This is a genomic window from Streptomyces cylindrosporus (assembly GCF_022698165.1).
GTDB lineage: Bacteria > Actinomycetota > Actinomycetes > Streptomycetales > Streptomycetaceae > Streptomyces > Streptomyces cylindrosporus.
Map to the genome: position 1 here is coordinate 298,918 of NZ_JALDAY010000008.1, position 14,318 is coordinate 313,235.

Here is a 14,318-nt window from a genome sequence, read left to right on the forward strand (position 1 = left end):
CGGGTACGGCGTGAGTCTGGTGCCGTGGTGGAACGGAAGGGACGGCATGTACGGCTGGATCTGGCGGCATCTGCCGGGGAACGCGTGGATCAAGGCGCTGCTCTCGCTCGCGCTTGTCCTGATCGTGGTCTACGTCCTCTTCCAGTACGTCTTCCCGTGGGCCGAACCGCTGCTGCCCTTCAACGATGTGACGGTGGACAACCAGTGAGCGCGCGCATTCTCGTCGTGGACAACTACGACAGCTTCGTCTTCAACCTGGTCCAGTACCTGTACCAGCTGGGCGCCGAGTGCGAGGTGCTGCGCAACGACGAGGTGTCCACCTCCCATGCGCAGGACGGCTTCGACGGCGTACTGCTGTCGCCGGGCCCGGGCACGCCCGAGGAGGCCGGCGTCTGCATCGAGATGGTCCGCCACTGCGCGGCGACCGGCGTCCCCGTCTTCGGCGTCTGCCTCGGCATGCAGTCGATGCAGGTGGCGTACGGCGGTGTGGTGGACCGTGCGCCGGAGCTGCTGCACGGCAAGACCTCGCTGGTCGAGCACGAGGGCAAGGGCGTGTTCGCCGGCCTGCCCTCGCCCTTCACCGCGACCCGCTACCACTCGCTGGCCGCCGAGCCGGAGACGGTCCCGGCCGAGCTGGAGGTGACGGCGCGCACGCACGACGGCATCATCATGGGCCTGCGCCACCGTGAACTCCCGGTCGAGGGCGTGCAGTTCCACCCCGAGTCGGTGCTGACCGAGCACGGCCACCGGATGCTGGCCAACTGGCTGGTGGAGTGCGGCTACGAGGGCGCGGTGGCGAGGTCGGCGGGGCTCGCCCCGGTGGTGGGCAGGGCCACGGCGTGACCGCACTGCGCCCCGAGCGCGAGTCCGACGCCTCGTACGGGCAGGAGTCGTACGGGGCGTACGAGGCGTCGTCCGGTGCGTACGACCAGGACTGGGCGGTCGGGCAGCAGGCGTATCAGCAGCCGCAGCATCAGGTTCAGCCGCAACATCAGGCCCAGCCACAGCCGCAGCATCAGGAGCCGCCGCAGTATCTGCCGCCCATCGACGAGGAGACGGTGGCGCTGCGGATACCGGATCCGCCGCCCGGCGAGTCCATACGGCCCTCTGGCGCCTCAGCAGTCACATCCGCCACGGGAACCCCCACGGGTGGTCGAGCGGCCCGCAGAAAGGCCGCCAAGGCCCGTCATGGGCGTCATGGAGCCGCGCGGCAGGAGACGGAGGACGCCCCGGCGACCTCCGGCGCGCCGCTCTCCCGCGTCGAGGCGCGCCGGCAGGCCCGTGCGCGCAAGCCCAGCGCGGGCGTTCTGGTGAGCCGGGCCATCGGTGAGGTGTTCATCACCACCGGCGTGCTGATGCTGCTGTTCGTCTCCTACCAGCTGTGGTGGACGAACGTCCGGGCGCACGCGCAGGCGGACAAAGAAGCCAACAGCCTCCAGCAGGACTGGGCGAGCGGGAAGCGCGCACCGGGCGAGTTCGAGCCCGGGCAGGGTTTCGCGATCCTCCACATCCCCAAGCTGGACGTGGTCGTGCCGATCGCCGAGGGCGTCAGCAACAAGAAGGTGCTCGACAAGGGCATGGTCGGCCACTACAGCGAGGGCAAGCTCAAGACGGCGATGCCGTCCGCGAAGACCGGCAACTTCGCGCTCGCGGGACACCGCAACACGCACGGCGAGCCGTTCCGGTACATCAACCGGCTCAAGCCGGGCGACGAGGTCGTCGTGGAGACGCAGGACGACTACTACGTCTACAAGATGACGTCGATGCTGCCGGTGACCTCGCCCAGCAACACGAGCGTGATCGACCCGATCCCGAAGGGTTCCGGTTTCACCACGGCCGGCCGGTACATCACCCTCACCACCTGCACGCCCGAGTACACGAGCAAGTACCGGCTGATCGTCTGGGGCAAGATGGTCGAGGAACGGCCGCGCAGCAAGGGCAAGCCGGATGCGCTCGTCAACTAAGGGCAGATGAAGAACGTGGCAGCCACCGCCGACGACACGCAGCACGAAGAGCACACCGGGGAAGACGGGGAACCCGTGCCGTCCGATGCCCGGCGCCGCCCCGGCCGGATCGCGATGGCGGTCAGTTTCTTCGGCGAGCTCCTCATCACGGCGGGTCTGGTCCTCGGCCTGTTCGTCGTCTACTCCCTGTGGTGGACGAACGTCGTCGCGGACCGCAAGGCGGACAAGCAGGCCGACAAGGTCCGTGACGGCTGGGCCCAGCAGGACACCGGCCCCGGCGCGCTCGACACCAAGAACGGCATCGGCTTCCTGCACGTCCCCGCCATGAAGAACGGCGAGGTGCTGGTGGAGAAGGGCACGTCGACCAAGGTCCTCAACGACGGCGTGGCCGGCTACTACACCGACCCCGCCAAGGCGACGCTCCCGATGACCGGCAAGAAGGGCAACTTCACCCTCGCCGCCCACCGGGACGGCCACGGCGCGAAGTTCCACAACATCGACAAGCTCAAGAAGGGCGACCCGATCGTCTTCGAGACGAAGGACAAGTGGTACGTCTACAAGGTCTACGCCGTCCTGGACGAGACCTCGAAGTACAACGTCAAGGTCCTCGCCCAGATCCCGAAGGAGTCGGGGAAGACGAAGGCGGGCCACTACATCACCCTGACGACGTGCACGCCGGTGTACACCAGCCGCTACCGGTACGTGGTCTGGGGCGAGCTGGTCAGGGTCGACAAGGTGGACAGCAAGCGCACACCGCCGAAGGAACTGCGCTGACAGAGCCGTGAAGCAGAGCGATGGGCCCCTGCCGGGAGGTTTCCCGGCAGGGGCCCATTCGTTTCATACGTCGTCGGCGGCTAACCGGTCGTGCCGCCGAAGAAGTTGGTGCCGCCGTTGTTGTTGCCGTTGCCGTTCTGGATGGTCGTCAGGTTGACCGTGCTGCCCTGGTTGACCGTGCTGCCCTGGCTCGGGTCCGAGGCGAGGACGATGGCGTTGTCGTCCTGGGAGCCGGTGATGTTGCCGACCTGCAGACCCGCCTGCTGAAGCGCCTGCTTGGCGTTCTTGAGGGTCTGGCCCTGGATGTTCGGGACCTGGACCGTGGTGTCCTGCTTCTTGCCCACGTTGAGCTGGACCGACGAGTTCTTCTTGACCGAGGTGCCGATCGTCGGCGTGGTCGAGATGACCTTGCCGTCCTGGTTGTCGTCGGTGGTGGGCGTGTCCACGCACGTGCCGTTCAGACCGACATCCTTGAGCGCGGACTTGGCGTCGTCGCAGCTCTGGCCGCTGACGTCGGGTACCGCGACGGTCTCCGGAGCCTTGGCGACGGTCAGGGTGATCGTGGAACCCTTCTCGACTTCCTTGCCGAGCTTCGGGTTCTGGTCCAGGACCGTGTTCGCGTCCTCGGTGGTGGACTCTTCCGTCTTCGTCTTGACGACGAACTTGTAGTCGTCGCCCTCCAGGATCTGCGTCGCCTCGTCGAGGGTCTTGCCGGTGACGTTCGGCACGGCGACCTTCGGAGCGCCGGTCGAGACGACGAGGTTGACCGACTCGCCCTTCTTGAGCGTGCCCGACTTCGGGTCCTGGGAGCAGACGTTGCCCTTGCTCTGGTCCTCGCAGGGCTGCTTCTTGACCGTGCCGACCTTGAGGTCGATGTTCTTCAGCTGGTTCGTGGCGTCGCTCTGGGACTGGCCGACGAGGTTCGGCACCTGCACCGTGTCGTTGCCCGCGTTGTTCCCGCTGAACGCCCACTTGCCGATCAGGATCGCGCCCACCAGCACCAGGACACCGGCCACGATCAGCAGGATCGTCGAGGTGTTCGACTTCTTCTGGCGCCGCCGGTCGGGGCGGTCGTCGTAGCCGTAGCCGCCGTCGTCCGGGTTCATCGGCGGGAGCATCGACGTGGCGCCGGCGTCCGTGGAGCGCAGGGCCGTCGTCGGCTGGTCGTCGGGGTAGCCGCCGTAACCGACCGAACCCATCGCCGCCGTGGCCGCGACGGGCTGGCCGTCGAGGCAGGCCTCGATGTCCATGCGCATCTCGTCGGCGGACTGGTAGCGGTAGTTGGGGTCCTTGGTGAGGGCCTTCAGGACGATTGCGTCCATCTCGGGCGTGATCTCACCGTCGAAGACGCTCGGCGGCTGCGGCTCCTCCCGGACGTGCTGGTAGGCGACCGCGACCGGGGAGTCGCCGACGAACGGGGGCCGTACCGTCAGCAGCTCGTAGAGCAGGCAGCCCGTCGAGTACAGGTCGGAGCGGGCGTCGACCTGCTCGCCCTTGGCCTGCTCCGGCGAGAGGTACTGGGCCGTGCCGATGACCGCCGCCGTCTGCGTCATGGTCATGCCGGAGTCGCCCATGGCGCGGGCGATGCCGAAGTCCATCACCTTGACCTGGCCGTTGCGCGTCAGCATGACGTTCGCGGGCTTGATGTCGCGGTGGACGATGCCGCTGCGGTGGGCGTACTCCAGGCCCTGGAGGATGCCGATGGTCATCTCCATCGCGCGCTCGGGCAGGAGCTTGCGGCCGGAGTGGAGCAGCTCACGGAGCGTGGAGCCGTCGACGTACTCCATGACGATGTACGGGATCGAGACCCCGTCGATGTAGTCCTCGCCCGTGTCGTAGACCGCGACGATCGCGGGATGGTTGAGCGAGGCGGCCGACTGGGCCTCCCGGCGGAACCGGGCCTGGAAGGACGGGTCGCGCGCGAGGTCGGCGCGCAGCGTCTTCACCGCCACGGTGCGACCGAGCCGCGTGTCCATGGCGAGGTAGACCTCCGCCATGCCACCACGGCCGAGCACCTGGCCCAGCTCGTACCGGCCGCCGAGGCGACGCGGCTCTTCCATAGCTTCCTACCAGCCCTCTCAGTCGGTCCCGACCGGCACGGGTGTGCGGTCGGCGGCTGCCGTCCGGGCCTACCGTACCCGGCTAGCTTTGTGTGACCTGGCCAAGTGCGTCACCCGATACAGGACCGGTATCGCAACGTGCACCGATGTGAAGGCGACGTGAGCGGGGTCACTTCTTGGAGTTGATGACCGCCTCCATCACGCTCTTCGCGATCGGGGCGGCGAGACCGCCACCGGAGATGTCGTCACGGTTGGCGTTGTCGTCCTCGATCACCGTGGCGACGGCGACCGGCGAGCTGCCGTCGGGGAGCTTGGCGTAGGAGATGAACCAGGCGTACGGGTTCTCGCTGTTCTCCACGCCGTGCTGGGCGGTACCGGTCTTGCCGCCCACCGTGACGCCGCTGATCTGGGCCTTCGTACCCGTGCCCTCCTTGACGACCGTCTCCATCATCGACTGCAGGATCTGCGCGTTCTTCGCGGAGAGGGGCTGGCTCAGCTCCTCGGGCTCGGTCTGCGAGATGGTGTCGAGGTTCGACGACTGGAGCTTGTCGACCATGTACGGCTTCATCAGCTTGCCGTTGTTGGCGACCGCGGAGGCGACCATGGCCATCTGCAGCGGGGTCGCGGCGGTGTTGAACTGGCCGATCGAGGACAGCGCGGTCTGCGAGGAGTTCATGTTGTCCGAGAAGACCGAGGCGCTGGAGCGGACCGGCGTGAACTGCTCGGAGTCGAAGCCGAACTTCTTCGCCTCGGCGAGCATCTTGTCGTTGCCGAGGTCGGAGCCGATCTTGCCGAAGACGGTGTTGCAGGAGTACCGCAGCGCGATCCGCAGCGTCGCGTTCTTGCAGGGGATGTTGCCCTCGTTCTTCAGCTCGGTCGTGGTGCCCTTCATGATGTAGGGCAGCGGCGAGTCCGTGGCCTCGTCGGCGGAGGTGTACAGCCCGTTCTCCAGCGCGGCCGCGGCGGTGACCACCTTGAAGGTGGAGCCCGGCGGGTAGGTCTCGCGCAGCGCCCGGTTGAGCATCGGGTCGGAGGGGTTGTTCTTCTTCTGGAGCGCGGTCCAGTTCTTGGAGTCCGTCGACGTCGAGTTGCCGGCGAAGGTCGAGGGGTCGTACGACGGGTACGAGGCCAGCGCCAGGATCTTGCCGGTGGACGGGTCGATCGCGGCGACCGCGCCCTTGCCGCCCTGCTTCTTCAGACCGTCGTAGGCGGCCTTCTGCGCGGCCGCGTTGAGCGTGGTGACGACGTTGCCGCCCTGCTTCTGCTTGCCCGTGATCATGTCGAGGGTGTTGCGGAAGAAGAGCCGGTCGTCGGTGCCGGTGAGGATGCCGTCCTCGATGGACTCCAGCTGGTTGGCGCCGAAGGCCTGCGAGGCGTATCCGGTGACCGGCGCCCACATGGGGCCGTCCTTGTACGTCCGCTTGTACTCGAGGTCGTTGAGACCGCTCTTGCTCGTCTTGGTCGAGCCGGTGATCGGGTCGCCGTCGACGATGATGTCGCCGCGCGGGGTGGAGTAGCGCGCGATGGTGACACGGCGGTTCTTGGGGTCGTCCTTGAGGCTGTCGGCCTTGACGTACTGGAGCCAGTTGTCGCGCAGCAGCAGCGTGAGGACCAGCAGACCGCAGAAGATCGCGATCCGGCGCAGGGGCTTGTTCATGACGGGCGGACCACCTGGGTCATCTCGACGTCGGGGTTGGTGGCGGGGGCGGGCGCCGGGCGTCGGGCGGTGTCGCTGATTCTGATCAGGATCCCGATCAGGGCCCAGTTGGCGAGCACGGAGGAACCTCCGTACGCCACGAACGGCATCGTCATACCGGTCAGCGGGATGAGGCCCATGACACCGCCCGCCACGACGAAGACCTGGAGGGCGAACGCACCGGACAGGCCGACGGCGAGGAGCTTGCCGAACGGGTCGCGGGCGGCGAGGGCGGTGCGTACGCCGCGCTCCACGATCAGGCCGTAGATCAGCAGGACCGCCATGATGCCGGCCAGGCCCAGCTCCTCGCCGAAGGTGGCGAGGATGAAGTCGGAGTTGGCGGCGAACCGGATCAGGTCGGAGTGGCCCTGGCCGAGGCCGGTGCCGAGGGTGCCGCCGGAGCCGAAGGCCCACAGCGCCTGCATCGACTGCTCGGAGTGCCCGGCCACGCCCGCCTGGCTGAGCTTGTACTCCTTCATCGGGTCGAGCCAGGCCTGGACACGCTGCTGCACATGCGGTTCGAAGCTGGCCACGCCGACCGCGCCGGCCGCGGACATCAGCAGACCGAAGACGATCCAGCTGGTCCGCTCGGTGGCGACGTACAGCATGATGACGAACATTCCGAAGAACAGCAGCGAGGTACCCAGGTCGGTCTCGAAGACCAGGATGAGGATCGACATCAGCCAGACGACCAGGATCGGCCCGAGGTCGCGGCCGCGCGGCAGGTACAGGCCCATGAAGCGGCGGCTGGCGAGGGCCAGGGCGTCGCGCTTGACCATCAGGTAGCCGGCGAAGAAGACGGCGAGGGCGATCTTCGCGAACTCACCGGGCTGGAGCGAGCCGAGGCCCGGGACGCGGATCCAGATCTTGGCGCCGTAGATGTTGGCCCCGAGACCGGGCACCAGCGGCAGGATGAGCAGCACCAGCGCGCCGAACATGGAGATGTACGTGTAGCGCTGCAGGACGCGGTGGTCCTTGAGGAAGATCAGCACGACCACGAACAGGGCGATGCCCAGCGCGGTGTAGAGCAGCTGGCGTGGTGCGGCCGCGACATAGGTGGGCAGCGACTGCAGCAGCTTCGACTGGTCGAGGCGCCAGATCACGACGAGCCCGAGGCCGTTGAGGAGCGTGGCCAGGGGCAGCAGCAGCGGGTCGGCGTACGGGGCGAACTTCCGTACGGCGAGATGGCCGACGCCCGCGAGCAGGCCGAGGCCGAGTCCGTAGCTCAGCAGGCCGGCCGGCACCTTGTCGTCGATGGCCAGTCCCACGTTGGCGTACGCGAAGACCGGGATGACCACGGCGAACAGCAGGAGCGCCAGCTCGGTGTTGCGGCGGCTCGGGGCGCCGATGGCGCCGATCGTGGACGTGTGGTGCGTCGGTGTGTTGGTAGTACTGCTCATCGTGTGACGGGGCCTCTCACGGCTTGCCTACTGCTTACCGCACATCGAGACGACCTTCTGCTCTTCCTCCGAGAGGCTGGGGCCGGGGCTGGGAGTGGCGGTGGTCGCGGACGGGTTCGGGGTCGGGGACGTGGCCGGCTTCGACGGCGTCGAGGACGGTGTCGGTGACGACGTGGCCTTTGACGTGAGGGAGGTGCTGGTGGTTCCCGTGGTGCCGCCGGCCTGGCCCTGACCGGTCTTGGAGTTGCTCTCGCTCTCCGCCGCCTGCCGCTCGGCCTGCTTCTTGCACGCGGACGCCTGCACGGCCAGCTCGTCGATCTTCGTCTGGGCGTCCTTGAGGCCGCCCTCGGCGATCGTGTTCTTGACCTGCTTCTGCTGGTACGGCGGCAGGTACTTGAGTTCGATCTCGGGGTGGTCCTTCTCCACCTTCGAGAGCGAGACCCAGGCCAGGTCCTGGCTGATGCCGCGGTACAGGGCGACGTGCGCGTCGTTGGTGCCGACGTAGTACTGCGTCTGCGTCCAGCGGTAGCCGCCGTACAGCCCGCCGCCGATGACGGCGAGCGCGAGGGCGCCGTAGAGGGATCTCTTCAGCCACTTGCGGCCCTTGCGGGGCTTGACGAAGTCGTCGTCGCTGTAGTCGGCGAAGCCGCCCGCCGGGATGTATCCCGTGGTGTCGCCGGAGCCGGGCGGGCCGAACTCGCCGCCCCCGCCCTGTCCCGGCACCTGCCGGCCGAGGTGGGAGGCGCGGCCCGCGGGCGTCTGCATGATGCCGGGGTCGTGGTGCAGGTGGTTCTGGTTCTCGGCGACCGCGCCGACCACGACCGGGGTGTCGGAGAGCTGCCCGGCGAGGGTGTCCCCGGTGTCCAGGTCCAGGACGTCGGCGATGATGACCGTGATGTTGTCGGGGCCGCCGCCGCGCAGCGCGAGCTGGATCAGCTCCTGCACGGTCTCCTGCGGGCCCTGGTAGCTGGCGAGGGTGTCCTCGAGGGTCTGGTGCGAGACCACGCCGGACAGGCCGTCGGAGCAGATCAGGTAGCGGTCGCCGGCGCGGACCTCGCGGATGGAGAGGTCGGGCTCGACGTGCTCGCCGCTGCCCAACGCCCGCATGAGCAGGGAGCGTTGGGGGTGGGTGGTGGCCTCTTCCTCGGTGATGCGGCCCTCGTCGACCAGCCGCTGCACCCAGGTGTGGTCCTGCGTGATCTGGGTGAGGACGCCGTCGCGCAGCAGGTACGCGCGCGAGTCGCCGACGTGGACGAGGCCGAGGCGCTGGCCGGTCCACAGCAGGGCGGTGAGCGTGGTGCCCATGCCCTCCAGCTGCGGGTCCTCCTCGACCATCGAGCGCAGCTGGTCGTTGGCGCGCTGCACCGCGGTGCCGAGGGAGGTGAGGATGTCGGAGCCGGGCACGTCCTCGTCGAGCGCGACGATCGTGGAGATCGCCTCGGAGGAGGCGACCTCGCCGGCCGCGGCGCCGCCCATGCCGTCGGCGATCGCGAGCAGGCGCGGGCCGGCGTATCCGGAGTCCTCGTTGCCCTCCCGGATCATGCCTTTGTGCGATCCGGCGGCGAAGCGCAGTGACAGACTCATGCGCACCTCGCCCGTCGGCTCCGGGTACATCCGCACGGTGCCCACCCTCCGGTCGGGAGCGCGCCGGGGCCCGTGGTGGGGGCCGCCGCTGCGTGCTCGCTCCGCTCGCGCCTTTTCATTGATGTAGCACTACTTCCGCAACTCGATGACTGTCTTGCCGATGCGGATCGGCGCGCCCAGTGGAATCGGCGTGGGGGTCGTGAGCCGGCTCCGGTCGAGGTACGTGCCGTTGGTGGAGCCCAGGTCCTCGACGATCCACTGTCCGTCGCGGTCCGGGTAGATCCTGGCATGGCGGCTGGAGGCGTAGTCGTCGTCCAGCACGATCGTGCTGTCGTGCGCCCGGCCCAGGGTGATCGTCTGGCCCTGGAGCGCGACGGTGGTGCCGGTGAGTGTGCCCTCGCTCACGACCAGCTTCGAGGGGGCGTTACGACGCTGGCGGCCGCCGGCCTGCTGGCGCTGGGGCGGGGGTGCCGCCTGCTGCCGGGCGGGCTGCTGCTGCCGCCCGGCCTCTCGCCTGGACCCGCGCTGGGTGACGCGCGTACCGAACAGGTCGCTGCGGATGACCTGCACGGCCACGATCACGAACAGCCACAGTACGGCCAGGAAACCCAGCCGCATGACCGTGAGGGTCAGCTCTGACATTGCCCCCGCTTCACCCTTCGGCTTGCCGGTAAATGATGGTGGTGCTGCCCACGACGATCCGCGAGCCGTCGCGGAGCGTAGCGCGGGTGGTGTGCTGCCCGTCCACCACGATGCCGTTGGTGGACCCGAGATCCTGGATCGTCGAGGGCGTTCCGGTCCGGATCTCACAGTGCCGGCGCGAGACGCCGGGGTCGTCGATCCGCACGTCGGCTTCGGTGCTGCGGCCCAGCACCAGCGTTGCGCGGGAGATCTGATGGCGGGTGCCGTTGATCTCGATCCAGTGGCGGGTGCGCGAGCCGGGCTGCGGAGCGCCGACCGGGCCGCCGCCGGGCCGCTGGCCGCCGTAGGGCGCGGCACCGGGACGGCCGCCGGGCGGCGGTGCGGCCGGCATCGGCGGGGCGCCCGCGGGGGCGGCGGCCGGCGGGTAGCCGTAACCGCCGGGGCGGCCCGCAGGAGCGGGCGGCGCTGCCGGGGCCGCGCCGCCGGGAGCCTGCTGGTTGCTGGAGGAGGCGAGCGTACGGCTGCGCACCCGGTACAGGCCGGTGTCGAGGTCGTCCGCCTTCTCCAGGTGGACCTTGATGGGGCCCATGAAGGTGTAGCGCTGCTGCTTGGCGTAGTCGCGCACCATGCCGGCGAGCTCGTCCCCGAGCTGGCCGGAGTAGGGGCTGAGCCGCTCGAAGTCCGGCGTGCTCAGCTCCACGATGAAGTCGTTGGGTACGACCGTCCGGTCGCGGTTCCAGATCGTCGCGTTGTTGTCGCACTCGCGCTGCAGGGCGCCGGCGATCTCCACGGGCTGGACCTCGGACTTGAACACCTTGGCGAAGGTGCCGTTGACCAGACCTTCGAGACGCTGCTCGAACTTCTTCAGGACTCCCATGGGGCACCTCCTCCGTCGTTGCCACTGTGTCGTGCCTGGTACTGCTTACTGATCGTATCCACGCGCCGTTGAATCGGCTGGTTCCCCCTGTCGGCCCCGTCGACGGGTGTCGACGCCTGTCGAAGTTCGCTTCGGAAGTTCCCTCCCAAGCTCCCCTTCGAACTCGTCCCTCGAACTCCTTCTGCCCAGGATCGTAGAGGCGGCCGCAGACCAGTGTCCCGCACCTGACTGTGGACCCTGCCCGGCTCCTGGGGAGACGGGCCGTACCGGTACGAGGTTGATACGTGAACAGGCACGTGTTGATACGGAGCGGACAGCGTCGTCGATCAGCGGGCGGCCGACCGGTTCGCGTGACCCCGCAGGTGAGCGGCTGCCCCGGGACAAGGGATGTGAACCCACCCCGGCCAGCGTGCTAATGTTCTGCGTGTCGGAAGGCGCCAGCCCCAAGGGGAAGAGGCCGGAAGACACACCCAATGCGCGGGTGGCGGAATAGGCAGACGCGCTGGATTCAGGTTCCAGTGCCCGCAAGGGCGTGGGGGTTCAACTCCCCCCTCGCGCACCAGCCGGAAGCCCCCAGGTCTCGGACCTGGGGGCTTCCGCGTTGTCCGGCCCCGGTGTGAGACGTATTACCTGGTGAGGACAATCACACGGCCCCGGCGGGGTGGCCCACGAGCTCCTACGGGCGGTGTTTTCCACAGGCGCGGAGTTGTCCACAGGGTCTGACGCGTTCCGGCCACCGGCTGTACGGTCTCCCCGAGTTGATGTTCGTGCGCGGGGGAGGCGGTCGGTGTGACCGAGACCGGATCGGGAGCGGCTGAGTCCGGAGTGCGGCGGCTGCCGCGGGTACCGGGATTCGCCCGGTGGCCCGTCGAGGGCTCGCCCAAGGAGGAGGGCAAGGCCCTGCGGAAGGTGGTCCCGCGCAGTGCGCACGCGGCCCTCGACCTGGACGCCTCCCGGCCCGAGGTGGTCGCCGCGGTCGAGGAGTCCAACCTCGGCCGGATCGCCGAGCTCACCCCTATAAGGGCGGGCCGCATGGCGGCCACCCCCTTCGCCTTCCTGCGCGGCACGGCGGGCCTGATGGCGTACGACCTCGCGCGTACGCCCATGACCAGGATCCGTGCGCAGATCTGCGGAGACGCCCATGCCGCCAACTTCGGCCTGTACGGCGACGCCCGCGGCGACCTGGTCATCGATCTGAACGACTTCGACGAGACGGTGCACGGCCCCTGGGAGTGGGACCTCAAGCGCCTTGCCGCCTCCCTCGTCCTGGCGGGCCGGGAGGCCGGCGCCGACGAGGATCACTGCCGCAAGGCCGCCTACGACGCGACCGGCGCCTACCGCCGCACGATGCGACTGCTGGCGAAGCTGCCGGTGCTGGACGCGTGGAACGCGATCGCGGACGAGGAGCTCGTCTCCCACACCGACGCCCATGACCTGCTCGGCACCCTGGAGCGGGTCTCGGAGAAGGCACGGGCCAACACCAGCGGACGGTTCGCGGCGAAGTCCACCGAGCTCACCGAGGACGGCGGGCGCCGCTTCGTGGACGCGGCGCCGGTGCTGCGGCGGGTGGCGGACGAGGAGGCCGCGGCGGTGGCGGCGGCCCTGGAGAGTTACGTGCAGACGCTCTCCGAGGACCGCCTCCCACTCCTCGCCCGGCACGCGGTGCACGACGTGGCGTTCCGGATCGTGGGCACGGGCAGCGTGGGCACGCGCTCGTACGTCGTCCTGCTGCTGGACCACCGCGGCGAACCACTGGTCCTCCAGGTGAAGGAGGCCCGGCCCTCGGTGCTGGTGCCGCACCTGGTCACCGCCGGCTTCGAGGCGCCGGACGTCGAGCACGAGGGGCGGCGGGTGGTCCTCGGGCAGAAGCGGATGCAGGTTGTCAGCGACATCCTGCTGGGCTGGACGACGGTGGACGGACGGCCCTTCCAGGTCCGCCAGTTCCGCAACCGCAAGGGCAGCGTCGACCCGGCCGCCCTCGCCACCGACCAGATCGACGACTACGGCCGTATGACCGGCGCCCTCCTGGCCCGCGCCCACTCCCACAGCGCCGACCCCCGCCTGATCGCCGGCTACTGCGGCAAGAACGAGGAACTGGACGAGGCCGTCGCCGACTTCGCCGTCGCCTACGCCGACCGCACGGAGGCGGACCACGGGGAGTTCGTGGCGGCGGTGCGGGCGGGGAAGGTTGCGGCGGAGATGGGGGTTTGAGGGGGCAGGACAGAGGGGTGAGGAGGGCTGGGCGACCGGGGGATTTGGGTACGTCGGTACCAGCGGGGCGGCGGTGGCCGGGGCGGGGCCGCGGACGCTGTGACCCTGTGTCGGAGGAGCCGGTCCCGGGGTGGCCTACGCTGGTCGGGTGACGAGCCCGGAAGCTGAGCAGGGTGCCGGTGCGGCCGGTGAGATGCAGGTGACGCCCGAGGAGGGTGCGGTGCGGCCGGAGGGTGGTGCCGCGGCGCCGGACGATGCCGCCGCACGCTCGGACGACGGTGCGCCGGAGGCGGACGACACCGCGCCGCGGCCCGAGGAGCGGCTGGAGCGGGCCGTGCGGGCGGCCGAGCAGGCGCTGATCGAGTACGAGATCGCCGTGGAGACCTTCCGTATCGAGGTCGAGAACTTCTCCCGGCTCCACCACCAGAAGCTCGGCCCGGTGTACGCCCGCCTCGACGAGCTGGACGCGCAGATAGCCGAGGCCAGGGCCGCCCGCACCGGCGACCCCGAGGACCTGCGCAAGGCCGACGAGGCCCGGGCCCGGGTCATGCCGATGCCCGGCGTGGAGGAGCTGTTCCACGGCTGGATGGACGGGGACGGGCTCTTCCCGGAGGCCGCCGCGATGCTCACCGAGCAGCCCGTGCGGCCCCCGCAGCGCGTGCGCCCCAGCGACGAGGCCCGCAAGCTCTACCGCGAACTCGCCCGCAAGGCCCACCCCGACCTGGCCCCCGACGACACCGAGCGGGCCCGCCGCGAGGAGTTCATCACCCGGGTCAACGCGGCCTACGCGCGCGGCGACGAGCCACTGCTGCGCGAACTCGCCGAGGAATGGGCCAAGGGCCCGGTGCCGGCCGAGCGCGGCCCGAGCCGCAGCGAGGAGCTGTACGCCCGCCTCGAATGGCTCGCCCAGCGCAAGGAACTGCTCACGCTCGTGGCCAAGGAACTGGAGGAGGGCGCGATCGGGTCGATGCTGCGGCTGGCGCCCGACGACCCGGACCGGCTGCTGGACGAGATCGCGGAGCAGTTGCTGGGGGATGTGGAGCGGCGGGAGCGGGAGCTCGCGGAGTTGTTGAGATAGATGTAGGAGACAGTAATATGTCACATGGCACT

At 69.3% G+C, this 14,318-nt stretch carries 12 protein-coding genes and 1 tRNA gene; 7 read left to right on the forward strand and 6 right to left on the reverse strand.

Translation table 11 applies throughout. The annotated features are described in order from the left end of the window. Positions 1-10 precede the first annotated feature (10 nt). The 4 genes from MQP27_RS27045 to MQP27_RS27060 are packed head-to-tail and all read left to right on the forward strand — an operon-like array spanning position 11 to position 2,738. Positions 11-208, forward strand: a complete 198-nt coding sequence (locus MQP27_RS27045) for a hypothetical protein (RefSeq protein WP_242768470.1) — start codon at positions 11-13, stop codon at positions 206-208. After that, on the forward strand, positions 205-843 hold the full coding sequence (locus MQP27_RS27050; protein WP_242768472.1) for an aminodeoxychorismate/anthranilate synthase component II: 639 nt from the start codon (positions 205-207) through the stop codon (positions 841-843). Before MQP27_RS27045 ends, MQP27_RS27050 begins: the two co-directional genes overlap by 4 nt. After that, complete coding sequence (locus MQP27_RS27055; RefSeq protein WP_242768480.1) at positions 840-1,964, forward strand: class E sortase; 1,125 nt, start codon at positions 840-842, stop codon at positions 1,962-1,964. Before MQP27_RS27050 ends, MQP27_RS27055 begins: the two co-directional genes overlap by 4 nt. A 6-nt stretch (positions 1,965-1,970) precedes the next feature. Further along, a complete protein-coding gene (locus MQP27_RS27060; protein WP_278196573.1) occupies positions 1,971-2,738 on the forward strand; it encodes a class E sortase in 768 nt (255 codons plus the stop codon). 80 nt (positions 2,739-2,818) lie between these two features. On the opposite strand, the gene pknB is transcribed toward MQP27_RS27060, so the two are convergent. The 6 genes from pknB to MQP27_RS27090 form a co-directional block, all read right to left on the reverse strand. Then, positions 2,819-4,798 carry a Stk1 family PASTA domain-containing Ser/Thr kinase gene (pknB, locus tag MQP27_RS27065; protein WP_242768482.1) on the reverse strand — a complete coding sequence of 660 codons (1,980 nt, stop codon included), beginning with the start codon at positions 4,796-4,798 and terminating at the stop codon, positions 2,819-2,821. Positions 4,799-4,967: 169 nt separating this feature from the next. Beyond that, a complete protein-coding gene (locus tag MQP27_RS27070) occupies positions 4,968-6,455 on the reverse strand; it encodes a peptidoglycan D,D-transpeptidase FtsI family protein (RefSeq protein WP_242768484.1) in 1,488 nt (495 codons plus the stop codon). Continuing rightward, positions 6,452-7,894 (reverse strand): FtsW/RodA/SpoVE family cell cycle protein, encoded by a 1,443-nt coding sequence (locus tag MQP27_RS27075; RefSeq protein ID WP_242768486.1) that lies wholly within the window; start codon positions 7,892-7,894, stop codon positions 6,452-6,454. Before MQP27_RS27075 ends, MQP27_RS27070 begins: the two co-directional genes overlap by 4 nt. 27 nt (positions 7,895-7,921) lie before the next feature. Then, positions 7,922-9,508 carry a Stp1/IreP family PP2C-type Ser/Thr phosphatase gene (locus MQP27_RS27080; RefSeq protein ID WP_242768771.1) on the reverse strand — a complete coding sequence of 529 codons (1,587 nt, stop codon included), beginning with the start codon at positions 9,506-9,508 and terminating at the stop codon, positions 7,922-7,924. A gap of 99 nt (positions 9,509-9,607) precedes the next feature. Continuing rightward, the gene (locus tag MQP27_RS27085) at positions 9,608-10,120 is read right to left on the reverse strand and encodes an FHA domain-containing protein FhaB/FipA (RefSeq protein ID WP_242768489.1); all 513 of its coding nucleotides are present in this window, start codon (positions 10,118-10,120) and stop codon (positions 9,608-9,610) included. Between the two features lie 10 nt (positions 10,121-10,130). Continuing rightward, positions 10,131-10,997 (reverse strand): FHA domain-containing protein, encoded by an 867-nt coding sequence (locus MQP27_RS27090; RefSeq protein WP_242768495.1) that lies wholly within the window; start codon positions 10,995-10,997, stop codon positions 10,131-10,133. 475 nt (positions 10,998-11,472) lie between these two features. On the opposite strand from MQP27_RS27090, the gene MQP27_RS27095 reads away from it, so the two are divergent. The 3 genes from MQP27_RS27095 to MQP27_RS27105 all read left to right on the forward strand — a co-directional run bounded on the left by MQP27_RS27095 (position 11,473) and on the right by MQP27_RS27105 (position 14,286). Further along, a tRNA-Leu gene (locus tag MQP27_RS27095) sits at positions 11,473-11,559 on the forward strand. Between the two features lie 227 nt (positions 11,560-11,786). Then, a complete protein-coding gene (locus tag MQP27_RS27100) occupies positions 11,787-13,208 on the forward strand; it encodes a DUF2252 domain-containing protein (RefSeq protein ID WP_242768496.1) in 1,422 nt (473 codons plus the stop codon). A 148-nt stretch (positions 13,209-13,356) separates the two neighbouring features. Continuing rightward, positions 13,357-14,286: a J domain-containing protein gene (locus MQP27_RS27105; RefSeq protein ID WP_242768498.1), complete on the forward strand. Its 930-nt coding sequence runs from the start codon at positions 13,357-13,359 to the stop codon at positions 14,284-14,286. The last annotated feature ends 32 nt before the right edge of the window (positions 14,287-14,318 follow it).

Excerpts from the sequence above, each read along its gene's own strand:
- MQP27_RS27060 (WP_278196573.1), top strand. The coding sequence starts at position 1,971 with ATGAAGAACGTGGCAGCCACCGCCGACGACACGCAGCACGAAGAGCAC.
- pknB (WP_242768482.1), bottom strand. The coding sequence starts at position 4,798 with ATGGAAGAGCCGCGTCGCCTCGGCGGCCGGTACGAGCTGGGCCAGGTG.
- MQP27_RS27070 (WP_242768484.1), bottom strand. The coding sequence starts at position 6,455 with ATGAACAAGCCCCTGCGCCGGATCGCGATCTTCTGCGGTCTGCTGGTC.
- MQP27_RS27075 (WP_242768486.1), bottom strand. The coding sequence starts at position 7,894 with ATGAGCAGTACTACCAACACACCGACGCACCACACGTCCACGATCGGC.
- MQP27_RS27080 (WP_242768771.1), bottom strand. The coding sequence starts at position 9,508 with ATGTACCCGGAGCCGACGGGCGAGGTGCGCATGAGTCTGTCACTGCGC.
- MQP27_RS27085 (WP_242768489.1), bottom strand. The coding sequence starts at position 10,120 with ATGTCAGAGCTGACCCTCACGGTCATGCGGCTGGGTTTCCTGGCCGTA.
- MQP27_RS27090 (WP_242768495.1), bottom strand. The coding sequence starts at position 10,997 with ATGGGAGTCCTGAAGAAGTTCGAGCAGCGTCTCGAAGGTCTGGTCAAC.